Below are 23,972 nucleotides of genomic sequence, written 5' to 3' on the forward strand. Positions count from 1 at the left end.
TCATTTATGATAACCGCCAAGAATTAGGATGATTCTATGACGTGGGACATTAGGTTTTACGGCGACGTCCAACAGGACATTCTGGATATGCCGCCAAAGATCCAGGCTCGGATGATCCGGTTGCTGGAGATGATTGAGAAATATGGTGCGAATCTCGGTGAGCCTCACACCAAAGCGATGGGTGGTGGGCTGTTCGAGATTCGCACAAAAGCCAAGGAAGGGATCGGGAGAGGGTTTTACTGCTATATGGAGGGTGAAGCGGTCATGGTGCTTCACGCCTTCGTCAAGAAGACCCAGAAAACGCCTTTGAAAGAACTGAGGCTTGCGCGAGAGCGGCTTCGAGAGGTGAGACAGTATGAGTCTTAAGGCACTTAAGCAGAAAGCATTTCAAAACGAAGCGGTCCGGAAAGAATACGAGGAATTGGCTGGTGAGTTCGAATACATCGAGCAGCTGATCAGCATGCGTGCTCATGCTGGCTTGACCCAGGACGACGTTGCAAAGCGAATCGGCACTGCGAAAAGCAATATTTCCCGTCTTGAGGGTGGTCGAGGCAACCCTAGCTGGAGCACCCTGAAAAAATACGCCTCTGCTTGTGGGTATCGCATCAAATTGGAAGCGATTGAGGACAAGCCGGCAGGTGCCTGAGGAGATGGCTTTGCATGCTTCGGGAGGCTGAAACCAATGGATGCCATCGCTTCCGTCGCCTAACAGGGCCGTACATGGCCGCTTATGCGACGAGGACATCCTGTCCTCTGCTCCAGCGATGGCACCCATTGGTTTCGATCAGACCTTTTGCAAGTTTCCTGTTATCCCTCTGAACAGGTCGAAATGCCTGCCGGGTTTTGATGGCGATTACGTCTAAGTCAGAAAGAAGCGAATGGATGCCCTTGCCGAAGGAGGGACAGGGATGTCCCGGTCGCATTAGTCGGCCAGGGACGGCCGTCTAATGCAGCGTAGGCAAGGGTGTCCATTGGCTTCCGGCTCGGGGGCGCAGTCTTCCTAAATCCAGCCTTCTAAAAAAGGCACCTGGCGGCGCCTCAGAAGCTGAAGCGTCTGCTACAGGGACTCCCCGGACTTCTATTTCTTAGCTTGCAACCAGCTTCCCAGTTCTTTTCGTTCCTTCTCCGTCATGCCGGTGGTGTTGCCCAGCGGCATGTACTGGCTGTTCACCGCCGCCTGCATGATCTGGGCGCTGTGGTCTTTCACCGCTTTGAGCGAGTCGAACGCTATGCCCGCGGGCGGCGCCTGGAAGGCCGGGTTGCTGGGATCCTTTGCGTGACACGCCGAGCAATGGGTATCCACCAGTTGCCGGATGTCGGTATCGGCCACTTTGGGCGCTTCAGCGTTCGTGGCGGCGGCTTCCGCCTGCTTGCCGGTGGGCGGGGCGATCACGCCGATCAGGACCACGGTCATGATGCCGCAGGCCAGGAGAATCGACGGCCGGTAGACGCCCCGGTGCTTCAGGTTGAAGAAGTGCCGCGCGAAGGCGGTGATAAAGCCGATCGCCGCCAGGATCATCCAGCCTTCCGGATGCCCGTACAGCATCGGGTAGTGGTTGCTGATCATGATGAAGATGATCGGCAGGGTGAGGTAGTTGTTGTGGGTCGAGCGCAGCTTGGCCAGCGCCGCCAGGCGTTCCACCCGCGCGTCCGGTTCCCGACCCTGTTCCACTGTCTCCACCAGCGCCCGCTGGGACGGCATGATGCCCAGGAACACGTTGCCCACCATGATGGTGCCGATCACCGCACCGACGTGGATGAACGCGCCGCGCCCGGCAAAGATGTGGAACAGCGCCCAGTCCACCGCCACCAGCAGGACAAACAGCACGGCGCCGAAGGCCATCCCGTTTTTCGCCAGTGGACTGCGGATCAGCAGTTCGTAGATCAGCAGCATGCCGCCGATAAAGCCCAGGCCGATCAGCGCCGCGGACAGGGTGGTCAGTTCCACCTTGGAGTTGTCGATCAGGTAGCTGCTGGAGCCGAAGTAGTACACCGAGAACAGCAGGGCGGTGCCGGACAGCCAGGTGCTGTAGGCTTCCCACTTGAACCAGTGCAGGATGCCGGGCATTTTCTCGGGCCCCAGCTTGTACTTGGCCACTTCGTAGAAGCCGCCGCCATGGACGGCCCATAGGTCGCCCTTGATGCCTTTTTTCTTCTTCCAATCGGGCGGATCTTCCAGGTGGTTATCCAGCCAGATGAAATAGAACGACGCCCCGATCCAGGCGACGCCTGCAATCACATGAAACCAGCGGATGAGCAGGCTGAGCCATTCACTGAGGTAGGCGGCCATCGGTTACTCCTTTTTCTGAAACACGTTCTGCATCCCGATCGAACCGACACTGGCCGGCAATGTAGGTGCGTTGGATGACCCGGTCGTCGCCCAGGATCATCAGGTCGAACAGCCTGTCGCGCAGGCTGGTGCTGTGCTGCTTGAGGCTCAGCATGGGGGTGGCGTCCGTATCCAGCAGCACGAAATCGGCGACCTTGCCGGGGGCGAAGTTGCCGATCTCGTCGTCCCGGTGCAGCGCCTTCGCGTTGCCCAGGGTGGCCAGGTAGAACGCCTGGAAGGGTGTCAGCGCCTGCTCGCGCAGCTGACAGACCTTATAGGCCTCGGCCATGGTCTTGAGCAGCGACAGGCTGGTGCCGCCGCCCACGTCCGTGGCCAGACTCAGGGGGACGCCCGCCTGATGGGCGCTGCGCAGGTCGAACAGGCCGCTGCCGAGGAAGGTGTTGGACGTTGGACAGAAGGCGATGCGCGCGCCGGTTTCCGCCAGCCGCTGCCGGTCGCCGTCGTTGATGTGGATGCCGTGGGCCAGCACCGCCCGGTCGTTGAGCAGGCCGTAATGGGCGTAGACGTCCAGGTAATCGGCCCGGTCCGGGAACAGTTCACTCACCCAGGCGATTTCCGCCTTGTTCTCGGCCCAGTGGGTCTGCATCAGCACGCCCGGGTTGTCCGCCACCAGTTTGCCGGCCAGCTCCAGCTGACGCGGGGTGGAGGTGGGCGCAAAGCGTGGGGTCACGGCGTACTGCAGCCGGCCGTGATGGTGCCAGCGGTCGATCAGCGCCTGGCAGTCTTGGTAGCTGCTTTCGGCCTCGTCGCACAGGCCTTCCGGCGCGTGGCGGTCCATCATCACCTTGCCGGCGGTGATGGCCTGGCCGCGGGCCTCGGCGGCCTCGAACAGGGCGTCCACCGACTGCGGGTGCGACGTGCAGAACACCAGCCCGGACGTGGTGCCGTGGCGCAGTAACTGATCGAGGAAGAGGTTGGCCTGGCTCTTCGCCCAGTCGGTCTCGGCAAAGCGCATTTCCGCCGGGAAGGTGTAGGTTTCCAGCCAGTCCAGCAACTGGGCGCCGTAGCTGCCGATCACCCCGAGCTGGGGCAGGTGCACGTGGGTGTCGATAAAGCCGGGCAGGATCACATGCTCCGGCCAGTGCTCGACCGGCGTGCCATCCGGCAGCGAATCGATCAGTTGATCGGCAGCGCCGACGGCTTTGACCCGGCCATCCGCGACCACCAGCAGCCCGTCCTCGAACCACTCGTAACTGTTGTCCGCCGGTGTCTCCAGGCCAGGGTCGGCCAGGAAATGCAGCAGCCGACCCCGGTAGGCCTGCACCGGTTGCGATGACGCCATGGTGATCAGCTCCCGCGATACGTCGAGTAGCCCCACTGATTCAGCAGCAGCGGCACGTGGTAGTGGTCCTGGTCACCGTTGACGGAGAAGTCGATGGTCACCTGGGGGTAGAAGCAGTCCTTGCCGTAGGCCTGGAAGTAGTCGCCCGTGGCGAAGGTCAGGCGGTACAGGCCGGTCACCAGCGGGCCGTCGAACCATTGGCCGATGCGGCCGTCGCTGTCCGTGGTGCCCTTGGCCACCTGGGTCCAGCCGTCGCCGTCCTGCTGCTCGAGGGTCACGACAACGCCTTCGGCGGGGTAGCCGCTGCCGAGGTCGAGGATGTGGGTCGTAATCGGGCTGCGTTCGCTCATACCAGTTTATCCAGTCTCAGGTGGGTGATTTTCGCCTGCTCGCGGCCGGCGTTCTCCATTTCCTGCGCGCGGGCGTTGGGCAGGCGGGCTTCCAGCAGGGCCAGCATTTCCTCGGCGGACTTGCCGGTGGCGCAGACGATGAAGATAAAGCCGAACTTTTCGTGATAGGCGTCGTTGCCGTCCTTCAGACGGTGCAGGACGTCATCGCTGGCGACGGCCGTGGAAGACTGCTCGCCGCTGGCCAGGGCGTGGGTGTTGGCGTACTTGGCCTTGAGGCTTTTCACGTCGCCGATCTTGGGATGGGCGTCGAACGCTGCGAGCCAGTCGCGCTCGGTCATGGCCGGCCACAGGGCCTCCGCTTTGCGGTGCAGGTCATCGCGATCGGCAAACGGACGGGCGGCGACCATGCCCTCGACCCAGCGGTCGGCGGCGCAGCAGGTGCGCAGCACCTCGGCGGCCTCGGTTGCGCTCATCGCGTTGAGGGATTCCAGGGACATTCAGTTCTCCAGCTTCGGGTTTGATGCCGGCGCCGGTTCGGCGTCTTCCCGCATCAGGGTTTTCAGGTTGGACCAGGACAGGCCGCGGCGGGCCGGCTTGTCCGTCGTTTCGGTCGCCAGCGTCAGCAGCTCGGCGGAAATCGACACCGCCACTTCCATGGGCCGCTTGCCGGGCACGTCGCGCCGGCCGACCGGGCAGCGGATGCTGTCGATCTGGGCCTCGCTGTAACCGCGATGAGCCAGCCGCTGGCGGAACCGTTCGGCCTTGGTGTCGGAGCCGATCAGGCCGATGGAGGCGGCGCTGTTCGCGTCCAGCAGCGTGCGGCACAGGTCAAAGTCCAACTGGTGATTGTGGGTCAGGATCACCACGTGGGCGCCGTCGGCCAGCGCGGCGGCATCGCCCACCGGATCGTCGGTGTGGTGGCGGCGCACGTTCACCGGCAGCTCGTCCGGGAAACTGTCGGCGCGGCTGTCCACCCAGGTAATCTGCCAGGGCAGCTCGCCCATGATGGTGATCAGCGACTTCGCCACGTGACCGGCGCCGAACACCACCAGCCGGCCGTCGCCGCCGGCGTGGCCCTCCATCAGGACCGCGACACTGCCGCCGCAGCACTGACCGAGACTGGCGCCCAGCGGGAAATGGGCCATCTCGGAGGTGTAGTCCCGCGCCGCCAGACGCTCCCGGGCGCTGGCGATGATGCGGTACTCCAGGTGGCCTCCGCCGATGGTGTCGTGGCTCTGCTCGCCGGTGACCACCATCTTGCTGGCGGGCTCGCGCGGCACCGAACCGGTCACACCCAGCACGGTCACCAGCACGTAGGGTTCACCGCGCCGCTCGCAGTCGGCCACGGCTTCGTACCAGGTCAGGCGCTTTTGCATGAGGCATCGCCTCCGTTGTCGGCCAGCCACTGCCGGGTGGCGGTGACCGCTTTGAGAACCTGCTCCGGCGTGGCCGGGCTGTCGAAGGGCGGGCTGTAGCGATAGTCCGCCAGGCTGGCGACGGCATCGCGCAGGGCGCACCAGACTGAAATACCCAGCATCAGCGGCGGCTCCCCCACCGCCTTGGAGCGGAACACCGTCGCTTCCCGGTTGGTGCTGTGGGGCAGCAGGGACACCCGGAAATCCTCGGGCGCGTCGGACACCGCCGGGATCTTGTAGGTGGCCGGGCCGGTGGTCATCAACTGGCCCTTGTCGCTGTACATCAGTTCCTCGGTGGTCAGCCAGCCCATGCCCTGGATGAAACCGCCCTCGATCTGGCCGATGTCGATCTCCGGATTCAGGGACTGGCCCACGTCGTGGAGGATGTCGGTGCGGACCACCCGGTACTCGCCGGTCAGGGTGTCCACCACCACTTCCGAGCAGGCCGCGCCGTTGGCGTAGTAGAGGAACGGGCGGCCCTTGCCGGTTTCCGGATCGTAGTGGATCTTGGGGGTGGCGTAGAAGCCGGACGACGACAGCGACACGCGGGCCATGTAGGCCTGCTGCACGAAGTCGGCCCAGCCAAAGAGGTCCTTGCCCACACGCACCTGGTTGTTGGCGAATTCGACGTCGTCGGCCGAAACACCGTAGGTCTCAACCGCAAACTCCACCAGCCGCGCCTTGATCTTCTCGCAGGCGTCCAGCGCCGCCATGCCGTTCAGGTCGGAGCCGGAGGAGGCGGCGGTGGGGGAGGTGTTCGGCACCTTGTCCGTGCGGGTGGCGGAGACCTTGATGCGGTCGATGTCCACCTGGAACGCGGAAGCCACCACCTGGGCGACCTTGATGAACAGGCCCTGGCCCATCTCCGTGCCGCCGTGGTTCAGGTGGATGCTGCCGTCGGTGTACACGTGCACCAGCGCGCCCGCCTGGTTCAGGTGTTTGGCGGTGAAGGAGATGCCGAATTTGACCGGCGTCAGCGCCAGCCCCCGCTTGACCACCGGGCTGCGGCGATTGAATTCGGTAATGGCCTGGCGCCGTTCGCGGTAATCGGAGCTGGCTTCCAGCTGTTCGATCAATTCCGGGAGCACGTGCTGCTCCACGGTCTGGCCGTAATGGGTCTCGTCCCGGCCCGGGCCGTAGAGGTTGCGCTTGCGCACGTCCAGCGGGTCGAGGCCCCGGTGCCGGGCGATGTCGTCCATGGCCCGCTCGATGATCATCATGCCCTGCGGCCCGCCGAAGCCCCGGAACGCGGTGTTGGACACCGTATGCGTCTTGCAGCGGTGACCGACCACCCGGGCCTGGTCCAGGTAATAGGCGTTGTCGGCGTGGAACATGGCGCGGTCGACGATGGCGTCGGACAGGTCGGGCGAGTAGCCGCAGCGTCCGGCCACCATGATGTCGGCGCCGTGGAGCATGCCCTCGTCGTCGAAGCCGATGTCGTAGGTGTTGTAGAAGTCGTGGCGCTTGCCGGTCTGCACCATGTCGTCCGGCCGGGCCATGCGGTATTTCACCGGGCGGCCGGTGTGCCGGGCCAGCAGGCTGGAAATGCAGGCCAGCGGCGCCGCCTGGGTTTCCTTGCCGCCAAAGCCGCCGCCCATGCGACGCACTTCCACCTGCACTTCGTGGATCGGCAGGGCCAGGACCTCCGCTACCAGCTTCTGCACCTCGGACGGGTGCTGACTGGAGGTATGCACGAACACGCCGGCGTCCTCGGTGGGTTCCACCAGGCAGGCCTGGCCTTCCAGGTAGAAGTGTTCCTGCCCGCCCACGTGCATCGCCGCCTGCAGGCGATGGGGGGATTCGGCCAGCGCCTGGTCCGGATCGCCCCGCTCCTGGGTGTGGGAGGGGCGAACGAAGAACTGTTGGGCCAGCGCGTCTTTCGTGGTCAGCACCGGTTCCAGCGGCTCGTACTCCACCTTCGCCAGTTTGGCGGCTTGGCGCGCGGCGCGCAGGGAGGTGGCCGCCACCGCGAACAGCGGCTGGCCGATGAACTCGACGATCTCGCCGGCCAGCACCGGATCGCCGGGAAAGACTGGGCCAATGTCGGTGTGGCCGGGCACGTCGTCGACGGTCAGCACGGCTTCCACGCCGGGATAGGCGCGCACGGCGCTCAGGTCCATGGACTTGATGCGGGCGTGGGCCTGGGTGCTCTGGCCCACGGTGGCGTGCAGCAGGCCGGGCGGCTCGGGCAGGTCGTCGATGTAACGGGCTTGTCCGCTGACGTGCTTCCAGGCGCTGTCGTGGGCGATGCGTGAACCCGCGGTGCCGCGCGCGCTCGCCGGCGGTTGGACAATGTTTTCGGGCAATTTACGCATAGTCGGTCACCGTCAGGGGCATTGCTGAGTCGAAGTGGCTGCCGGTCTCCAGCAGGGCGCGTTGCAGCAGGTTGCCGGCGACCTGCAGGCGGTATTCGGCGGACGCGCGCACGTCCGACATGGGCTTGAAGTCGGTGGCGAGGGCTGCCATTGCAGTAGAGACGGTGGCGTCGTTCCACGGCTGGCCCAGGATGGCCTGTTCGGCGGTGCTTGCCCGCTTGGGAATGGCCGCCATGCCGCCAAACGCGAGCCGGCCGTCGCGCACGGTGCCTGCTTCGATGTGCAGCCAGAAGGCGCCCAATACGGCGGAGATATCGTCGTCCAGGCGCTTGGAAATCTTGTACAGCAGCAGGTGCTCATTAGCCTTGGGCAGCGGCACCCGGACGCCGCGGATGAATTCATGGGGCTGCAGGTCGGTCTGCTTGTAGTCTTTGAAGAAGTCGGCGAGTGGTAGTCGGCGCACGCCGTCCAGGCTGTCCAGTTCCACCTCGGCGTTCAGGGCAATCAGCGCCGGCGGCATGTCGCCGATGGGGGAGGCGTTACCAATATTCCCGCCCAGGGTGCCGCGATTTCGAATCTGTAACGATCCCAGACGTTCCAGTAACGGTGCAAAATGCGGCCAGTGGGTTGGCAAGACCTCGTTGAGTTGGCGATAGGTCAGCCCGGCTCCCAGGTAAAGATGGTCGTCGGCCTCTGTGAGCTGTTGCAGCTCGGCCACGCGTTCCACGCTGATCAAATGATCGAGGTCCTTGAGCTGCTGGGTGATCTCCAGCGCCAGGTCGGTGCCGCCGGCGATCAGGCGGGCTTCCGGATACTGCGCGCGCAGGGTGCGCAGCTCGTCCAGGGTTTGCGGCAGGTCGCAGCGACGGCCGTGTTCGTCACGAAGGCTGCCTTTCTCGCCGTTGATGCGTTGCAGGGCGGCGATCATGGCGCCGTCCTGCAGCCAGTCCGGGCCGCTGAAGCGTTTGCCGGTCTCGCCCGGTGTCCAGGTCTCGACGCAGGCACGGCGGCCGGCCTCAATAATGGGGCGGTAGCCGGTGCAGCGGCACAGGTTGCCCGCGAGCGCTTCCAGCAGCTCGTGGTGACTGGGGGGCGCGGCGAGCCGGTTGGTATCCGCCTGACGCGCCGTGTGCAGGGTGAACAGGGACATGACGATACCCGGCGTACAGAACCCGCATTGTGCCCCGTGGCACTCGATCATGGCTTTCTGGACCGGATGGGCAGGTTCTTCCTTTAAGACATCCACCGTCACCAGGTGTTTCCCGTGCAGGCTGCCGATCACGGCGATGCAGCTGTTCACCGATTCATAACGCAACGCGCGGGCGCCGGGATCGAGGACGCCCACGCTCACGGTGCAGGCGCCACAGTCGCCGGACGCGCAGCCCTCTTTGGTGCCGGTCAGGCGCATTTTGGTGCGCAACCATTCCAGAATGCTCAGATTTGGGTCAGTATCCGATAACTTCCGGGGCTCGCCATTGAGAAAAAATTCGATCACGGGTCTCACCATCTTGCGTATTATGGCCACCCTCCAGGCCCATGAATCCGCGCTTTACAAGACGCGTGGGCGGGGCGGTCTGCTTGGCGTAACAGGCTGATGCCCGTTACTTAATTCATTACCTGATCGGTGTTTTTGCAATTTTCTGACCAACTAGTCGAGTTTATAGCAAAATGATTTTTTGTGACCAGTTGGCAAGCAAATTGCTCACGTTCGAAATGTTGATTGTCTGGTCAGTTTATTACACGAATGAGGTTCAATGATGACGGCAGCGGCACGGCTACGTCTGGAACATATCGTCAAGGAGTACCCCGGTTGCCGGGCCAATGACGGTATTGACCTGACCGTAGCACCCGGTGAGATCCACGCCCTGCTGGGTGAGAACGGGGCCGGCAAGAGTACCCTGATGAAGGTGATCTACGGGGTGATCCAGCCGGACGAGGGCACCCTTTATTGGGATGGTGAAAAGCTGACCCTGCAAGGACCGGCCCATGCCCGACAGCTGGGGATCGGCATGGTCTTCCAGCACTTCTCCCTGTTCGAGACCCTGACCGTCGCCGAGAACATCGCCCTGGGCCTGCCGGCCAGCGAGGCCAGGGATCGCAAGAAGCTGGAGCAGCGCATCCGCGACGTCTCGACCCATTACGGCATGGCGCTGGATCCCCGCCGCCACGTGCACAGTCTGTCCACCGGCGAACGCCAGCGGGTGGAAATCGTCCGATGCCTGATCCAGGACAGCCGGCTGCTGATTCTCGACGAGCCCACCTCGGTGCTGACCCCGCAGGAAGTGGCCGATCTGTTCCGCACCTTGCGCCAACTGGCCAGTGAAGGCTGCAGCATTCTCTTTATCAGCCACAAGCTGCAGGAGGTGCGCGACCTCTGCCATCACGCCACCGTCCTGCGCAACGGCAAGGTCACCGGCGAGTGCGACCCCACCGAAACCTCCACCGACGCCATCGCCCGCCTGATGGTCGGTGACGAAACCCCGCTCAGCACCGACGTCCCGCCGGCCACGCCCGGGGCGCCTTTGCTGGAGGTGAGCGGGCTCAGTTACGCCAGCGACGACCCGTTCGGTACCGCGTTGCGCGACATCACGATGGAACTGCGGGCCGGCGAGATCGTCGGTATCGCCGGCGTGGCCGGTAACGGCCAGGACGAGCTGCTGCGGGCGTTGTCTGGCGAGTACAAGGCCGCGGCCAATCAGGTGCGTTTTGACGGGCAGGCTGTCGGTCAGATGGGACCGGACGCGCGGCGCCGGGCCGGCATCGCCGTGGTACCGGAAGAGCGGCTGGGGCGCGGGGCCGTCCCGGACATGTCCCTGGTGGACAACACCCTGCTGACCGCCTCTGCCCAGGGGATGGTGAGTAAGGGCTGGGTGGCCTATCGCAAGGTGCGGGAGTATGCGGCTCGGGTTCGTGACCGCTTCCAGGTGAAGTCGGACGGCGTTGAAGCCACGGCCCGCAGCCTGTCCGGCGGCAATCTCCAGAAATTTATTATCGGCCGGGAAGCGCTGCAGGCGCCCAAATTACTGGTCGCCTCCCACCCCACCTGGGGTGTGGACGTGGGCTCCGCGGTGGCCATCCACCAGGTGCTGGTGGAGCTGCGCGACAAGGGCGCGGCCGTCCTGCTGATTTCCGAGGATCTTGATGAACTGTTTGAACTCTGTACCCGCATGGGCGCCCTCTGCGGGGGACGGCTGTCGCCGCTCGTGCCGACCGAATCCCTCAGTATCGAACAGCTGGGGCAGTGGATGGCCGGCGATTTCGCCGACGCGGCCGGGGAGGTGAACCATGCTGTCGCTTGAACGCCGCCAGGTCGATTCGCGTCTGATGGAGTACCTGTCGCCGGTGCTGGCGCTGATGCTGACCATCATCACCGGCTTCCTGATTTTCCTCGGCCTGGATCGCGACCCGGTGGAAGGGCTGCGCCTGTTCTTCATCGTCCCGATCAGCGATGCCGTGGGCGTCGCCGAGCTGGGACTGAAGGCGGCGCCACTGCTGCTGTGTGCCGCCGGGCTGACCATCTGCTACCGCGCCAAGATCTGGAACATCGGGGCGGAGGGCCATTTCCTGATGGGCGCGGTCGGCGCCACCATCGCGGCCCTGCAGTTCGGCGAAGGCACTGGCTTCTGGATTTTGCCCGTGGTGCTGCTGGCAGGCATCGCTTGTGGCGCCCTGTGGTCGGCGATCGCGGCGTTCCTGAAGACGCATTTCCACTGCAACGAAATCCTCACCACCATCATGCTCAACTACATCGCCCTGAACCTGCTGCTGTACGCCGTGCACGGGCCGCTGAAGGATCCTTACGGCTTCAGCTTCCCGCAGTCGGCGATGTTCGGTGACGCCGCCCTGCTGCCGATGCTGATTCCCGGCACGCGTCTGCACATCGGCCTGCTGTTCGCGCTGCTGGCGGCGGTGGCGGTCGGCGTCCTGTTCGCCCGCACCTTTATCGGTTTCCAACTCAAGGTGCTGGGTGAGGATGAGAAGGCCGCCGAGTTCGCCGGCTTTCCGCGCAAGCGACTGATCTGGTTCGCCTTTCTGGTGGCCGGCGGCATGGCCGGTCTGGCCGGAGCGGCCGAGGTGACCGGCCCGATCGGGCAGCTGATTCCGCAGGTGTCGCCGGGCTACGGCTACACCGCCATCATCGTGGTCTTCCTCGGCCGCATGCGGGCGATCGGCCTGATCCTGGCCAGTGCGCTGCTGGCGCTGACCTTCCTCGGTGGCGAGATGATGCAGATCGGCATGAACCTGCCCAAGGCCATGACCGGCCTGTTCCAGGGCCTGCTGCTGTTCTACCTGCTCACCTGCGACGCCTTTATTCACTACCGGATACGCCTGACCCGCAAGCACGTCACCGCGTCGGCCGGTACCAACACGCCGCTGGCCACACAGGAGAGCTGAGATGAGTCCCGACATGATCGTCAATATTCTCGCCGCAACCGTGGTGGCCGGTACCCCGCTGCTGATCGTGGCGCTGGGGGAACTGATCTGCGAGCGCTCCGGCGTGCTCAACCTGGGTCAGGAAGGCATGATGCTGATCGGCGCGGTGGCCGGGTTCGCAGGCGTCTACGCCAGCGGCAGCCTGCTGGTCGGCGTGATCGCCGGCATGGCCGCGGGGGTGGGGATGTCGCTGCTGTTCGGCTTCATGGCCATTACCCTGGCCGCGAACCAGTACGCCGCCGGCCTGGCCCTGACCATTTTTGGCACCGGCCTGAGTGCCTTCGTCGGCACCGATTTCGTGGGCAAGACCATCGACGGTTTCACCAAGCTGCCGATCCCGTTCCTCAGCGACATCCCGGTGCTCGGCCCGGTCCTGTTCAATCATGACCTGCTGGTTTACGTCTCCCTGGGGCTTTTCGTGGCGGTCTATGTCTTCCTGCGCCACAGCCGGGGAGGCCTTTTGTTGCGGGCGGTGGGTGAATCGCCCGAATCCGCCAACGCCAACGGCCTGCCGGTCCTGCTGATCCGCTACCTCGCGGTGAGCTTCGGCGGGGCCATGGCGGGTTTGGCGGGCGCCTACCTGTCCCTGGCCTATACCCCGCTGTGGACGGAAGGCATGACCGCTGGCCGCGGCTGGATTGCCCTGGCGCTGGTGGTGTTCGCCACCTGGCGGCCGGTGCGGGTGCTGTTGGGCGCGTATCTGTTCGGCCTCGCCAGCATCCTGCACCTGGTGTTGCAGGGCTTTGGCTGGGACATCTCCCCGGAACTGCTGGCCATGCTGCCGTATGGGGTGACGGTGATCGTGCTGGTCCTGCTTTCCGCGAACCCGACCCGGACACGGCTGCATACGCCGCTGTCCATCGGTCAACCCTGGCGGCCCAGTCGTTAGGAAAGAAGAAATGGGAGGCGGCCGTCAATGTAACGGCCGCCCCGACAAGCTTGCGAGTAGACAAGTTTCAATAACGAAAAATGCCACTGCCAACGATGAAAAAGGCGACTCAGGGGGCTCTCCGAACCGCCGCAAAATAAATGACAGAGGATACTTCGACCATGAATGCACTTCGTAAAACACTGCTAGCGACTTGTGTAACGGCGGCCTGTATGCCGGCGGCCCACGCGGAAAAATTCTTTTCGGACTCCAGCATTTCGCTGCTGCACAGCGCCGACTATGAAGCGTACGGCGACCGTCAGGAGGAAGACACCGTCTTCACCTTCGAGAACGTTACGGCGCACGACTGGGGCGGGACCTTCCTGTTCTTTGACCGCAATCACGGTCGCGGACCGGATAAGGGCAACGACAACGTCTATGGCGAGTTCTCGCCCTCACTGAGCCTCGGCTGGCTCACCGGGAATGACCTCAGCTTTGGTCCGGTGAAGGACGTCTACCTGGCCGGCACCTACGAGTACGGTGGTGCCCCGGAACAGAACAACATCCTGACGGGTTTCGGCCTGTCCTGGGATCTGCCCGGCTTCCAGTACTTCAACACGGTTGGGTACTATGCCAGTAACAACAGCAGCGCCGCCGGATTCAACGATCCGGACAACGACTGGCAGCTGACCGTCACCTGGGGCTCGCCGTTCGAAGTGGGCCCCGCGCGATTCCTGTTCGACGGTTATATGGACTGGTCAACAGCCGAAGGGGATCACGCGTCCGAGATGCACTTCAATCCCCAGTTCAAGCTGGACCTGGGTAACTTCACCGGCAATCCGGGTGTGCTGTATGCCGGTATCGAGTACTCCTACTGGAACAACAAGTACGGAGTCGGTGATGATGACATTTACGGGACCGAGAGCGCCGTCAGTGCCCTCGTGAAGTTCCACTTCTAACGCCAACCCGGGGGAGTCCGGTATCGGTCTCCCCCGCCTCTAAAGCGATGGATGCCCATGACTCTGCAACCTGACGCGAACATCAACGAGATCGAGGACACACCGGAGAAAGGCCGGACACGTCGATACCGTCCGGGACGCATTCGGGAGAAGAATCGGGAACGGATTATCGCCGCCGCCGAGGAGGAGTTTGCCCACCACGGCTTCCGCGGGGCCACGATCCAGAACATCGCCGAACGGGCGGAGTTGCCCAAGTCCAACGTGCTGTATTACTTCAGCAACAAGCAGCGCATCTATTCCGCGTTGTTTGACGACATCATGAGCCGCTGGAACGCGGTGTTCTCCGAAATCAGCCCGGACGACGATCCGGCGGAGGCGCTGGAAACCTTTATCCGGACCAAGGTGGAGATGTCGCGACAACACCCCATGGCGTCCCGCCTGTTTGCCCAGGAGATCATCCAGGGCGCGCCTTTCCTCAAGGACCACCTGCGCACCAACATGCGCGAATGGGTCCGGGGGCGGGCCAAAGTCATTCAGCAATGGATCGATGACGGCCGTATGGCGCCGGTCGATCCGGTGCAGCTCATCTTCCTGATCTGGTCCTCGACCCAGCACTACGCGGACTTCCAGGTCCAGATCCTGATGGTGGAGAACAAGGCCGAATACGAAGCGCAGGATTTTGAACACGCGGCCAACTTCCTGACCGGCGTGATCCTGCGCGGCTGCGGTTTGGAGCCCAAGACATCATGAGTACGAACAACGACTACCCGCGCGATCTCCTCGGCTATGGCGCCCACCCGCCCCACGCCAACTGGCCGGGAAAAGCTCGGATCGCGGTCCAATTTGTCCTGAACTACGAGGAAGGTGGCGAGAACTGCGTCCTGCACGGGGACAGCCATTCCGAGATCTTCCTGTCCGAGATCATTGGCGCGCAGCCCTATCCGGACCGGCACATGAGCATGGAGTCGATCTACGAGTACGGCTCCCGCGCGGGTGTCTGGCGTGTCCTGCGGGAATTCAGAAAGCGGGATCTGCCGTTGACGGTGTTTGGCGTCGCCATGGCGTTGCAGCGTAATCCGGACGTCACCCAGGCGTTTATCGACGAAGGCCACGAGATCGCCTGTCACGGCCTGCGCTGGATTCACTACCAGGACATGGACGAGTCCCACGAACGGGAGCACATGGAACAGGCGATCGCCATCCAGACCGAACTGACCAGCCAGCGTCCGCTGGGCTGGTACACGGGACGCGACAGCCCGAACACCCGCCGGCTGGTCGTGGAAACCGGCGGCTTTGAATACGACAGCGACTATTACGGCGACGACCTGCCGTTCTGGACCACCGTGGAAACCCGCGACGGCGAGCAGAAGCCGCATCTGGTGGTGCCCTACACCCTGGACACCAACGACATGCGCTTCGCCACCCACCAGGGCTTCAACTCCGGCGAGCAGTTCTTCCAGTACCTGAAAGACGCGTTCGACGTGCTTTACGAAGAAGGCGCCGACACGCCGAAGATGCTGTCAATCGGGCTGCACTGCCGGCTGGTCGGTCGACCGGGTCGCTTCCGGGCGCTGCAGCGGTTCCTCGACTACATCCAGAAGCATGAGAAGGTGTGGATCTGCCGACGGTTGGATATTGCGCGGCATTGGAAGGCGGAGCATCCGTACAAGCCAAAATGAATCGATAACAGGGCAATGAGGGGCACCTGCGGTGCCTCAGAAGCTGAAGCATCTGCTACACGCTCGAGTGAGCTGGAAATGTAGCCGACGCTTTAGCTTCGGAGCAGCCTGCAAGGCTGCCCTGATTCAATAAAGCGCATTCACGCCGCTGCCCCGGAACAACCAGAGAGCCAACACAACATGACCGATGTACAAGTCGCCCCCATCATCGAAGGGCCTGATTTTTCAAGGGACTACCTGAACCTCGCCGACGGCAGCCTCGGCGCCGAGGTGACCTGGGTCACCGACGAATTCTTCGCCCCCCGTGAGCGTATGCTGGATCCCGAGCCTGCGCGCTTCTACCCGGATAAATACGACGATCACGGCAAGTGGATGGACGGCTGGGAGACCCGCCGCCGTCGCAACACGGGCCACGACTGGTGCATCCTGCGCCTGGCCATGCCGGGCGTGCTGCACGGCGTCGATTTCGACACCAGCTTCTTCACCGGCAACTTTGCCCCGGCGGCCTCCGTCGAGGCCTGCTGGTCGCCGGAGGCCGATCCCGACAACGACGCCGACTGGCAGGAAATCCTGCCGGCGGTGTCCCTGTCCGGCAACGATCATCGCTTCGAGGCCCTGGCCGCCTCCGGACCCTGGACCCACCTGCGCCTGCACATCTGGCCGGACGGCGGCATGGCCCGTTTCCGGGTCTACGGCCAGCCGTTCTGTGACTGGAACAACCGCAGTGCCGACGAGCGCCTGGACCTGCTGGCGCTGGCCAACGGCGGTGATCAGGTGGCCTGGAGCGACGCCCACTACGGCGAGCCGCGCAAGCTGCTGCGTCCGGGCCGGGGCATCAACATGGGCGACGGCTGGGAAACCCGCCGGCGCCGCGAGCCGGGCAACGAGTGGTGCATCCTCAAGCTGGGTCACAAGGGCATCGCCGAAGGCCTCGAGATCGACACCGCCCACTTCAAGGGCAACTTCCCGGATCGCGTCTCCATCCAGGCCGCCTGCGTGGAGCAGGGCACGCGCCAGTCCATCATCACCCAGAGCATGTTCTGGGAAACCCTGCTCGATGAGCAGCCGTTGACGGCCGACGCCATCCACGAGTTCGGCGAACTGAACGACCTGGGGCCGATCACTCACATCCGGGTGAACAGCATCCCCGACGGCGGGATCAGTCGCGTGCGGCTGTGGGGGAAGCCGGTCCAATGAGCGCGCCTCGGGTTATCCAGAGTCAGCCCCTGACCCGGGCGGCGTTTGCGCCGTTCGGGGATGTGATTGAAACGAAAGGTGCCGCCTCGTTTCCCATCAACGCCGGTCGCACCGAGCGTTTCCACGCTCTGGCGGCGGTGGAAACCCTGGGCGAGGATGCGGATGCCATCATCTCCATCTTCCGCGGCCAGCCGCTGGAACCGCTGCTGATCGACCTGATGGAGCGCCACCCGCAGGGCAGCCAGGCGTTTATGCCGATCGGTAATGAGTCCTACTGGGTGGTGGTGGCGCCGCCGGGTGAGTTTGATCCGGCCAGAGTCCAGGTTTTTTACGCCAAGCCCGGGCAGGGTGTGAACTACCATGCCGGCACCTGGCATGCGCCGCTGTTGCCGGTGAACCGGGATGCGGATTTCCTCGTGGTGGACCGTCGTGGCCCGGGGGATAACTGCGACACCGTCAACCTGGACCCGCCGATCCGGCCGGAGTAATCGGATATGTCCCGTTTCGTCATCACCCACGTGGCCGTGTTTACGGTCGATCCCGGGAACACGGTCATCCCGGATGCCACCGTCCTGGTGGAAGACGACCGAATCAGCGCCGTCGGTCTTTCTGAAGCTGTCGACGTACCGGCGGATTGCCCGGTGGTGGATGGCCGCGGCAAGGTGCTGATCCCGGGCCTGGTGGACGCCCATTCCCACTCCAGCCTGATGCGCGGCGTGACGGAAAACATGCCGCTGATGGAGTGGCTGCCGTACTACCAGCTGGAGCACCGGGCGCTGACCGAGGAGGACGCCTACCATTCGGCCCGCCTGTGTTACCTCGAAGCGCTCAAGGGCGGCACCACCTGCGTGATGGACATGTTCCGCTTCATGGATCGCTGCGCCGATGCCGCCGGTGAGATCGGCCTGCGCGTGAATCTGGCGCCCTACGTGGCAGACCAGCCGGGCAAGGATTTCTTCGCCACTCGCGACGAAAACAAACGCTTGATCAAGACCCATCACGACAGCCAGTCCGGCCGCATCCAGGTGTGGATGGGGCTCGAACACCTGTTCTACTGCAGCGAGGACGCCTATCGCGACGCGGTGCGCTGCCAGCAGGACTACGGGGTGGGCATCCACACCCACGCCTGCGAACAGAAGGAAGAGGAAGCGGCGGTGCTAGACGCGTTCGGCCGCCGCTCCATTGGCATGCTGGACCACTACGGGGTGCTGGGAGAAAAGACCCTGATCGCCCACTGTGTCTGGCTCAACGACGACGAGATCAAACGGCTCGCCGACACCGGCACCTCGATTGCCCATTGCCCGGTCAGCAACGCCAAACTCGCCAGCGGTGTGGCCCGCACGCCGGACATGCTGGCGGCGGGGCTGACGCTCGGGCTGGGCACCGATGGCCCGGTGTGCAACAACAGCCTCGACCTGTTCGAGGAAATGAAATTCGCCTCCCTGATCCAGAAGGCCACGCGGCTGGACGCCACCGCGCTGCCGGCGGACCAGATCCTGCGCATGGCCACGATCGGCGGTGCCAAAGCACTGGGGCTGGACGGGGAGATCGGATCGATCGAGGTGGGCAAGAAAGCCGATCTCGTGATGCTGGACCTGGGGGCGCCCAACCTGACGCCCCACGACATCAGGGACGATGGCGGCAATCTGTTATGGAATCTGGTGTTTGCCGCGCGCGGCAGCAACGTCACCCACGTCTGGGTGGACGGACGCTGCCTGATTGAGAACGGTCGGTCGACACAGGTCGACGAGGGCCATGTGGTCGCCACGGCACAAGCCTGTGGCCTGTCCCTGTATGAACGATGCCGTGCTCTGGATCATCTTCGCGTCGACATGGTTTAGAGCGCTCCGAAGGAGTGTATATGAAAGAAATTCCCCTGATTTCCATCGCCGGTCTGCGCAGCGACGATATCGAAGAGCGCCGCAAGACCGCCGCCGAGCTGGGTCGCGCCTGCCGTGAGGTGGGCTTCTTCTACGCGGTGGATCACGGCATTCCCCAGTCGGTGATCGACACGGCCTTTGCGGAGTCCCAGCGCTTCTTTGCCCTGCCGGTAGAGGACAAGCAGGCGCTGTCCATCAAGCGCTCGCCCCACAATCGCGGCTACGTGGCCATGGCGGACGAGAAGCTGAACCCGGAATCCGGCGCTGACATGAAGGAAGCGTTCAACCTGGGCGTGGAACTGCCGGAAGACCATCCGGAAGTGGTAGCGGGAAAGCCGTTCCGCGGCGTGAATTTCTGGCCGGATCTGGCTGGCTGGCGGGACAACCTGCTGGCGTATTTTGATGCCTGTCTGGATCTCGGCCGCGTGATCCATCGCGGTTTCAGCCTGGATCTGGGCGTGTCCGAAGATTTCTTCGCCCAACATCTGGCCGAGCCGGTCGTCACCATGCGCATCCTGCGCTATCCGGCCAGTGCCGGTGAGTCGGATCGTGAGGACGGCGGCGCCGGTGCCCATACCGATTACGGCAACCTGACCCTGCTGGCTACCGACAAGGTGGCGGGGCTGGAAGTGCTGACCCGTCAGGGCGAGTGGATCGACGCGCCCCACGTGGAAGGGGCGTTCGTGTGCAACATCGGCGACTGCCTGATGCGCTGGAGCAACGACACCTACGTGTCCACCCCGCACCGCGTGCGCCCGCCGGAGCAGGAGCGCTATTCGATTGCCTACTTCCTGGAAGCCAATCCGGATTCGGTGGTGGATCCGCGGGACATCTACCCGGATGAGACACCCAAGTACGCGCCGGTGACGTTTGCGGACTATCTGAAGTCGCGGTTGGATGCTACCTATGAGCATCGGACCGCAGACAACTCGTAGGCTGACTTAAATATGTAGCAGACGCTTCAGCTTCTGAGCCGTCCACAGGACGGCCTTTTTTCAGATCGAAAGGCATCAACGTCGCCAGCCTGAACTTATGGAGCCAGAAGCCAATGAACCCCCTTGCCTCCGCCGCAATACACCGCCATCCCTGGCCGGCAATTGCGGCCAGGACATCCCTGTCCTTTCTCCGGCAAGGGCGTCCATTCGCTTCGATTAGACTATGGCGTTATCGCCACAAGGTTGAGCACAAGACGCTTCATCTTCGGGAGAATTGATAGCGACTGGGGCGCCTGGGCGGCGCCTCAGAAGCTGAAGCGTCTGCTACATGCTCGGGGCCGACTCGTCCCGGAGGCAGCCCTTCTCACCTACTGGGCCGTCAATTTCCGCGCCTGTTCCATGTTTTCCAACGTCATCAGGCACGCCCGCGCCACTTCCACGCCTTTTTCGGAGAAGTGCTTGTAGAAGTAGTCATGGTGCGTCGCATGCTCGTGGAAGTGGTGCGGCGTCAGCACGGCGGACAGGACCGGCACGCGCGTATCCAGCTGCACCCGCATCAGCCCGTCGATCACCGCCTGGGCGACGAATTCGTGGCGGTAGATGCCGCCGTCCACCACGAAGCCCGCGCCGACGATGGCGCCGTACTGGCCGCTTTCGGCCAGCAGCTTGGCCTGCAACGGGATTTCAAAAGCCCCGGCCACGGTGATGATGTCCACCTGATCGGCGTCCAGACCATGCTGGCTGACTTCCGCCAGGAAGGCTTTACGTGCCTGATCGATGATGTCGAGGTGCCAGTTGCCCTGGATAAAGGCAATACGCTGGTTGCGGCTGGCGTCGGAAAGGTTCAAGGAGGTTTGCTGATTCATAGTTGATCTCTCATGGGGAGCCTTTGATGGGCTCCTGTCACTAGAATCAGGGCATGCAGGCACAACCGACAGCGTTCGCAACGCTCTACGGCCATGCCATCTGGAAACGCAGAAAATGGCATACGGCGGAAAACGCAGGAGGCTGTGCGCCCCGTGGTTCATCCGCGGTCTGGACTTTTCAATCGTTCCTTCTCTTCCATCCGGACTATCACCGTCGGCTTCGGATTTTAACCGAATCTGCTGACCCTCCGGGCAAAGCCCTGAGGCGCTCGCGGGCTGAGGCGCCAGACGCCATCACCGCCGGTGGGGACTTTCACCCCGCCCTGAGAACGAAGCCCGTGATCTTCCACGGGCGATGCTATTGTAAGCGGTGTGGCGCCACGCCACCAGTGCCGGATTGACGGCGGGGTGACGTGAGGCATGGCCAATGAGCCAAACGGGACACTAGCCCAGCAGCGACTCCGCCTCGGCCAGTACGTTCTCCACGGTAAAGCCGAACGCCTTGAACAATTCCGGCGCGGGCGCGGATTCGCCGAAGGTGCTCATACCGATCACGTGGCCATCCAGTCCCACATACTTGTACCAGCCATCGGGATGGCCGGCTTCAATGGCCAACCGCGCCTTGACGGACGACGGCAGAACCTGTTCCCGATAGTCGGCCGGCTGGGCGTCGAAGGCATCGCAACTGGGCATGGAGACCACGCGCACAGCCCGTCCCTTCGCGGTGAGGCTGTCGGCCGCGCCCATCGCGAGACTGACTTCCGAGCCGGTCGCAATCAGGATCAGCTCGGGCTGGCCGTCGCAGTCCTTCAGCACGTACCCGCCTCGCCGGATGTTATCGATCTGTTCGCCGGTACGGGTCTGGTGAGGTAACCCCTGGCGGGAGAACACCAGCGCAGTGGGCCCGTCTTCGCGGCTTAGGGCCGATTCCCAGGCCACCGCGGTTTCCACCGCGTCCGCCGGACGCCAGGTGGACAGGTTGGGCGTGGCCCGCAGCGTGGCCAGCTGTTCGATGGGCTGGTGGGTCGGGCCGTCTTCGCCGAGGCCAATGGAATCGTGGGTGAACACGTGGATCACCCGCTGCTTCATCAGTGCGGCCATGCGTACGGCGTTGCGCATGTATTCCGAGAAGATCAGGAAGGTGGCGCCGTAGGGCACGAAGCCGCCATGCAGGGCGATCCCGTTCATGATGGCGGCCATGCCGAATTCCCGCACCCCGTAGTGAACGTAGTTGCCGCCGGGCGTTTCCGCACCGATCGCCTCGGCGCCGTCCCAGAACGTCAGGTTGGATGGGGCCAGGTCGGCGCTGCCGCCCAGCAGTTCCGGCAGGTTTGGACCCAGGGCATTGAGGCAACCCAGAGAGGCCTTGCGGGAGGCGATGGATTCGGCCCGAGCTTCGGCCTCACCCACCAGATCCAGCTGATCCAGCGCGGCCGGCAGTTCGCCCGCCATGCGCCGTTCGAAGTCTTTGGCCGCATCCGGGAAGGCCTCGGCGTAGCGGGCGAAGCGGCGGTTCCACTCGGTTTCCAGCCGGGCGCCGGTGGCCCGGGCATCCCAGCCGTCGTAGATGGACTGGGGAATATGGAAAGCGGCGTGCGGCCAGTCCAGCTGGATCCGGGCGGCGGCGACTTCCTCTTCGCCCAGTGCGGCGCCGTGGGCCTCTTCCTTGCCCTGTTTGTTGGGCGCCCCGAAGCCGATCAGGGTCTTGCAGATCAGCAGGCTGGGGCGTTCGCTTTCCGCCCGGGCCTGCTCGATGGCGGCGCGGATGGACTCAGGGTCATGCCCGTCCACACGCTGGACGTGCCAGTGGTAAGACTCGAAGCGCTTCTTGGTGTCGTCGGTAAACCAGCCTTCCACTTCGCCGTCGATGGAAATGCCGTTGTCGTCGTAGAACACGATCAGCTTGCCCAGGCCCTGGGTGCCGGCCAGCGCCGCGGCTTCGTGGGAAATGCCTTCCATCAGGCAGCCGTCGCCCACCAGGCAATAGGTGTGGTGATCGACGATCCGGTGCCCGTCGCGGTTGAACTGGGCGGCCAGCGTGCGCTCGGCCAGCGCCATGCCCACGGCGTTGGCGAGGCCCTGGCCCAGTGGACCGGTGGTGGTCTCAATCCCGGGCGTGTAGCCGTACTCCGGGTGCCCCGGCGTTTTCGAGTGCAGCTGGCGGAATTGCTGAAGATCGTCGAGGCTCACATCGTAACCGGACAGGTGCAGCAGCGCGTATTGCAGCATCGAGCCGTGGCCGTTGGACATCACGAAGCGGTCGCGGTTGGGCCAGTCCGGGTTGCCGGGGTTGTGGCTCAGGAAATCGTTCCACAGGACTTCGGCGATGTCCGCCTGCCCCATGGGCGCGCCGGGGTGGCCGCTGGCGGCTTTCTGGACCGCGTCCATGGACAGGGCGCGGACGGCGTTGGCCAATTCGAAACGGGATGGCATGGGACTCCTCCTCGGAATGGATCAGCGTGCGGAAAGTCGATCGGCGATCAGCTGTTCCAGGCGCTCTTGATCAGCGGCGAAACGGCGGATGCCTTCGGCCAGTTTGTCGTTGGCCATGGCGTCCTGGTTGTGGCCCCAGCGGAAGTCCGCTTCGGACAGGGGGGGCGCGGGCTGGCCGTTCCCGCCGGACAGGCGGACCTGTGGCTCGACCGGACCCTCGGCAGCGGCCAGTTCCTCCAGCAGTGCCGGCGAGATGGTCAATCGCGGGCAGCCGGCCAGCGCCAGTACCTGGCCGGTGTTGCGGAAGCTGGCGCCCATCACCACGGTGTCGTAGCCGCCCGCGTCGACCCGCTCACAGACGCCGCGCACGAAGCGCACGCCGGGATCGTTGGCCGGCGTGTAGTCCTCGCCGGTTTGCTGTTTGTACCAGTCGGTGACCCGGCCCACGAAGGGGGAAACCAGGAATACGCCGGCATCGAAACAGGCCTGGGCCTGGGCATCACTGAACAGCAGCGTCAGGTTGCACTGGATGCCTTTCTTCTCCAGCACCTCGGCGGCGCGGATCCCTTCCCAGGTGGAGGCCAGCTTGATCAGGACGCGCTCGCGGCTGACGCCCCGTTTGTCGTACTGCTCGATCAACTCAAACGCCTTGCGGATGCTGGCGTCGGTGTCGAAGGACAGGCGTGCCGCCACTTCGGTGGACACCCGGCCGGGCACCAAATGGGCGATTTCGCAGCCCATGGCCACGGACAGCACGTCGACCGCCTGCGAGACCTGCTGTGAGCGCTCGGCGTCGGAGCCGGCGATGGCCTGCAGCTCCCGGTCGATCAGCGGTTGGTAGTCGGGCAGTTCGAAGGCCTTGAGAATCAGTGACGGGTTGGTGGTGGCGTCCTGCGGTGTGTAGCGCCGCATGACGGCCAGGTCACCGGTGTCGGCGACGACCAGGGAATGGGCTTTGAGGGCGTCGAGTTGCGATGGCATGACTGGGCTCCTCGTTATCTGGGAACGG

At 64.0% G+C, this 23,972-nt stretch carries 22 protein-coding genes and 1 riboswitch; of the genes, 12 read left to right on the forward strand and 10 right to left on the reverse strand.

Annotation, left to right across the window (positions count from 1 at the left end; translation table 11 throughout):
- Positions 1–36: 36 nt before the first annotated feature.
- Together JL474_RS18775 and JL474_RS18780 are read left to right on the forward strand one after the other, a co-directional pair.
- Positions 37–366: a type II toxin-antitoxin system RelE/ParE family toxin gene (locus JL474_RS18775; RefSeq protein WP_203143280.1), complete on the forward strand. Its 330-nt coding sequence runs from the start codon at positions 37–39 to the stop codon at positions 364–366.
- Complete coding sequence (locus JL474_RS18780; protein WP_203143281.1) at positions 356–646, forward strand: helix-turn-helix domain-containing protein; 291 nt, start codon at positions 356–358, stop codon at positions 644–646. Before JL474_RS18775 ends, JL474_RS18780 begins: the two co-directional genes overlap by 11 nt.
- 432 nt (positions 647–1,078) lie before the next feature.
- On the opposite strand, the gene JL474_RS18785 is transcribed toward JL474_RS18780, so the two are convergent.
- The 7 genes from JL474_RS18785 to xdhA are packed head-to-tail and all read right to left on the reverse strand — an operon-like array spanning position 1,079 to position 9,207.
- On the reverse strand, positions 1,079–2,290 hold the full coding sequence (locus JL474_RS18785; protein ID WP_203143282.1) for a urate hydroxylase PuuD: 1,212 nt from the start codon (positions 2,288–2,290) through the stop codon (positions 1,079–1,081).
- Positions 2,271–3,632 carry a guanine deaminase gene (gene guaD, locus JL474_RS18790; protein WP_203143283.1) on the reverse strand — a complete coding sequence of 454 codons (1,362 nt, stop codon included), beginning with the start codon at positions 3,630–3,632 and terminating at the stop codon, positions 2,271–2,273. Before guaD ends, JL474_RS18785 begins: the two co-directional genes overlap by 20 nt.
- 5 nt (positions 3,633–3,637) lie before the next feature.
- Positions 3,638–3,982 (reverse strand): hydroxyisourate hydrolase, encoded by a 345-nt coding sequence (uraH, locus tag JL474_RS18795; protein ID WP_203143284.1) that lies wholly within the window; start codon positions 3,980–3,982, stop codon positions 3,638–3,640.
- Complete coding sequence (gene uraD, locus JL474_RS18800) at positions 3,979–4,479, reverse strand: 2-oxo-4-hydroxy-4-carboxy-5-ureidoimidazoline decarboxylase (protein ID WP_203143285.1); 501 nt, start codon at positions 4,477–4,479, stop codon at positions 3,979–3,981. Before uraD ends, uraH begins: the two co-directional genes overlap by 4 nt.
- Positions 4,480–5,358 (reverse strand): xanthine dehydrogenase accessory protein XdhC, encoded by an 879-nt coding sequence (gene xdhC / locus JL474_RS18805; protein WP_203143286.1) that lies wholly within the window; start codon positions 5,356–5,358, stop codon positions 4,480–4,482. It abuts the gene before it with no gap.
- Positions 5,343–7,712 carry a xanthine dehydrogenase molybdopterin binding subunit gene (gene xdhB, locus JL474_RS18810; RefSeq protein ID WP_203143287.1) on the reverse strand — a complete coding sequence of 790 codons (2,370 nt, stop codon included), beginning with the start codon at positions 7,710–7,712 and terminating at the stop codon, positions 5,343–5,345. The genes xdhC and xdhB overlap by 16 nt, the downstream gene beginning before the upstream one ends.
- The gene (xdhA, locus tag JL474_RS18815; RefSeq protein ID WP_203143288.1) at positions 7,705–9,207 is read right to left on the reverse strand and encodes a xanthine dehydrogenase small subunit; all 1,503 of its coding nucleotides are present in this window, start codon (positions 9,205–9,207) and stop codon (positions 7,705–7,707) included. The genes xdhB and xdhA overlap by 8 nt, the downstream gene beginning before the upstream one ends.
- Positions 9,208–9,469: 262 nt before the next feature.
- Between xdhA and JL474_RS18820 the strand changes: the two genes are divergently transcribed.
- From JL474_RS18820 to JL474_RS18865, 10 genes are all read left to right on the forward strand, one after another.
- Entirely contained in the window at positions 9,470–11,011 is a 1,542-nt protein-coding gene (locus JL474_RS18820; RefSeq protein WP_203143451.1) for an ABC transporter ATP-binding protein, read from the forward strand.
- Positions 10,998–12,107, forward strand: a complete 1,110-nt coding sequence (locus tag JL474_RS18825; RefSeq protein ID WP_203143289.1) for an ABC transporter permease — start codon at positions 10,998–11,000, stop codon at positions 12,105–12,107. The genes JL474_RS18820 and JL474_RS18825 overlap by 14 nt, the downstream gene beginning before the upstream one ends.
- Before the next feature lies 1 nt (position 12,108).
- Entirely contained in the window at positions 12,109–13,035 is a 927-nt protein-coding gene (locus JL474_RS18830) for an ABC transporter permease (protein WP_203143290.1), read from the forward strand.
- A gap of 161 nt (positions 13,036–13,196) precedes the next feature.
- Positions 13,197–13,973, forward strand: coding sequence for an outer membrane protein OmpK (locus JL474_RS18835; protein ID WP_203143291.1), 777 nt, complete (start codon positions 13,197–13,199; stop codon positions 13,971–13,973).
- A gap of 57 nt (positions 13,974–14,030) precedes the next feature.
- Complete coding sequence (locus tag JL474_RS18840; RefSeq protein ID WP_203143292.1) at positions 14,031–14,723, forward strand: TetR/AcrR family transcriptional regulator; 693 nt, start codon at positions 14,031–14,033, stop codon at positions 14,721–14,723.
- Complete coding sequence (puuE, locus tag JL474_RS18845) at positions 14,720–15,652, forward strand: allantoinase PuuE (RefSeq protein ID WP_203143293.1); 933 nt, start codon at positions 14,720–14,722, stop codon at positions 15,650–15,652. The genes JL474_RS18840 and puuE overlap by 4 nt, the downstream gene beginning before the upstream one ends.
- 180 nt (positions 15,653–15,832) lie before the next feature.
- The gene (gene alc, locus JL474_RS18850) at positions 15,833–16,849 is read left to right on the forward strand and encodes an allantoicase (protein WP_203143294.1); all 1,017 of its coding nucleotides are present in this window, start codon (positions 15,833–15,835) and stop codon (positions 16,847–16,849) included.
- On the forward strand, positions 16,846–17,337 hold the full coding sequence (locus JL474_RS18855) for an ureidoglycolate lyase (RefSeq protein ID WP_203143295.1): 492 nt from the start codon (positions 16,846–16,848) through the stop codon (positions 17,335–17,337). The genes alc and JL474_RS18855 overlap by 4 nt, the downstream gene beginning before the upstream one ends.
- Positions 17,338–17,343: 6 nt before the next feature.
- On the forward strand, positions 17,344–18,690 hold the full coding sequence (locus JL474_RS18860; RefSeq protein ID WP_203143296.1) for an amidohydrolase family protein: 1,347 nt from the start codon (positions 17,344–17,346) through the stop codon (positions 18,688–18,690).
- Between the two features lie 20 nt (positions 18,691–18,710).
- Positions 18,711–19,664, forward strand: coding sequence for an isopenicillin N synthase family dioxygenase (locus JL474_RS18865; protein WP_203143297.1), 954 nt, complete (start codon positions 18,711–18,713; stop codon positions 19,662–19,664).
- 368 nt (positions 19,665–20,032) lie between these two features.
- Here the strand turns inward: JL474_RS18865 and JL474_RS18870 are convergent, their stop codons facing one another.
- The 3 genes from JL474_RS18870 to tal all read right to left on the reverse strand — a co-directional run bounded on the left by JL474_RS18870 (position 20,033) and on the right by tal (position 23,944).
- Positions 20,033–20,530, reverse strand: a complete 498-nt coding sequence (locus JL474_RS18870) for a 6,7-dimethyl-8-ribityllumazine synthase (RefSeq protein WP_203143298.1) — start codon at positions 20,528–20,530, stop codon at positions 20,033–20,035.
- Positions 20,531–20,714: 184 nt separating this feature from the next.
- Positions 20,715–20,865, reverse strand: a riboswitch (FMN riboswitch).
- A 109-nt stretch (positions 20,866–20,974) separates the two neighbouring features.
- Positions 20,975–22,963 (reverse strand): transketolase, encoded by a 1,989-nt coding sequence (tkt, locus tag JL474_RS18875; RefSeq protein WP_203143299.1) that lies wholly within the window; start codon positions 22,961–22,963, stop codon positions 20,975–20,977.
- Between the two features lie 21 nt (positions 22,964–22,984).
- A complete protein-coding gene (gene tal / locus JL474_RS18880) occupies positions 22,985–23,944 on the reverse strand; it encodes a transaldolase (RefSeq protein ID WP_203143300.1) in 960 nt (319 codons plus the stop codon).
- Positions 23,945–23,972: the final 28 nt, after the last annotated feature.

This window comes from Marinobacter mangrovi, from assembly GCF_016798325.1.
In the GTDB taxonomy this organism is placed as follows: domain Bacteria; phylum Pseudomonadota; class Gammaproteobacteria; order Pseudomonadales; family Oleiphilaceae; genus Marinobacter_A; species Marinobacter_A mangrovi.

What these genes read in the sequence shown, in the direction of transcription:
- JL474_RS18775 (WP_203143280.1), top strand. Translation starts at nt 37, where the DNA reads ATGACGTGGGACATTAGGTTTTACGGCGACGTCCAACAGGACATTCTG.
- JL474_RS18780 (WP_203143281.1), top strand. Translation starts at nt 356, where the DNA reads ATGAGTCTTAAGGCACTTAAGCAGAAAGCATTTCAAAACGAAGCGGTC.
- JL474_RS18785 (WP_203143282.1), bottom strand. Translation starts at nt 2,290, where the DNA reads ATGGCCGCCTACCTCAGTGAATGGCTCAGCCTGCTCATCCGCTGGTTT.
- guaD (WP_203143283.1), bottom strand. Translation starts at nt 3,632, where the DNA reads ATGGCGTCATCGCAACCGGTGCAGGCCTACCGGGGTCGGCTGCTGCAT.
- uraH (WP_203143284.1), bottom strand. Translation starts at nt 3,982, where the DNA reads ATGAGCGAACGCAGCCCGATTACGACCCACATCCTCGACCTCGGCAGC.
- uraD (WP_203143285.1), bottom strand. Translation starts at nt 4,479, where the DNA reads ATGTCCCTGGAATCCCTCAACGCGATGAGCGCAACCGAGGCCGCCGAG.
- xdhC (WP_203143286.1), bottom strand. Translation starts at nt 5,358, where the DNA reads ATGCAAAAGCGCCTGACCTGGTACGAAGCCGTGGCCGACTGCGAGCGG.
- xdhB (WP_203143287.1), bottom strand. Translation starts at nt 7,712, where the DNA reads ATGCGTAAATTGCCCGAAAACATTGTCCAACCGCCGGCGAGCGCGCGC.
- JL474_RS18820 (WP_203143451.1), top strand. Translation starts at nt 9,470, where the DNA reads ATGACGGCAGCGGCACGGCTACGTCTGGAACATATCGTCAAGGAGTAC.
- JL474_RS18825 (WP_203143289.1), top strand. Translation starts at nt 10,998, where the DNA reads ATGCTGTCGCTTGAACGCCGCCAGGTCGATTCGCGTCTGATGGAGTAC.
- JL474_RS18830 (WP_203143290.1), top strand. Translation starts at nt 12,109, where the DNA reads ATGAGTCCCGACATGATCGTCAATATTCTCGCCGCAACCGTGGTGGCC.
- JL474_RS18835 (WP_203143291.1), top strand. Translation starts at nt 13,197, where the DNA reads ATGAATGCACTTCGTAAAACACTGCTAGCGACTTGTGTAACGGCGGCC.
- JL474_RS18840 (WP_203143292.1), top strand. Translation starts at nt 14,031, where the DNA reads ATGACTCTGCAACCTGACGCGAACATCAACGAGATCGAGGACACACCG.
- puuE (WP_203143293.1), top strand. Translation starts at nt 14,720, where the DNA reads ATGAGTACGAACAACGACTACCCGCGCGATCTCCTCGGCTATGGCGCC.
- alc (WP_203143294.1), top strand. Translation starts at nt 15,833, where the DNA reads ATGACCGATGTACAAGTCGCCCCCATCATCGAAGGGCCTGATTTTTCA.
- JL474_RS18855 (WP_203143295.1), top strand. Translation starts at nt 16,846, where the DNA reads ATGAGCGCGCCTCGGGTTATCCAGAGTCAGCCCCTGACCCGGGCGGCG.
- JL474_RS18860 (WP_203143296.1), top strand. Translation starts at nt 17,344, where the DNA reads ATGTCCCGTTTCGTCATCACCCACGTGGCCGTGTTTACGGTCGATCCC.
- JL474_RS18865 (WP_203143297.1), top strand. Translation starts at nt 18,711, where the DNA reads ATGAAAGAAATTCCCCTGATTTCCATCGCCGGTCTGCGCAGCGACGAT.
- JL474_RS18870 (WP_203143298.1), bottom strand. Translation starts at nt 20,530, where the DNA reads ATGAATCAGCAAACCTCCTTGAACCTTTCCGACGCCAGCCGCAACCAG.
- tkt (WP_203143299.1), bottom strand. Translation starts at nt 22,963, where the DNA reads ATGCCATCCCGTTTCGAATTGGCCAACGCCGTCCGCGCCCTGTCCATG.
- tal (WP_203143300.1), bottom strand. Translation starts at nt 23,944, where the DNA reads ATGCCATCGCAACTCGACGCCCTCAAAGCCCATTCCCTGGTCGTCGCC.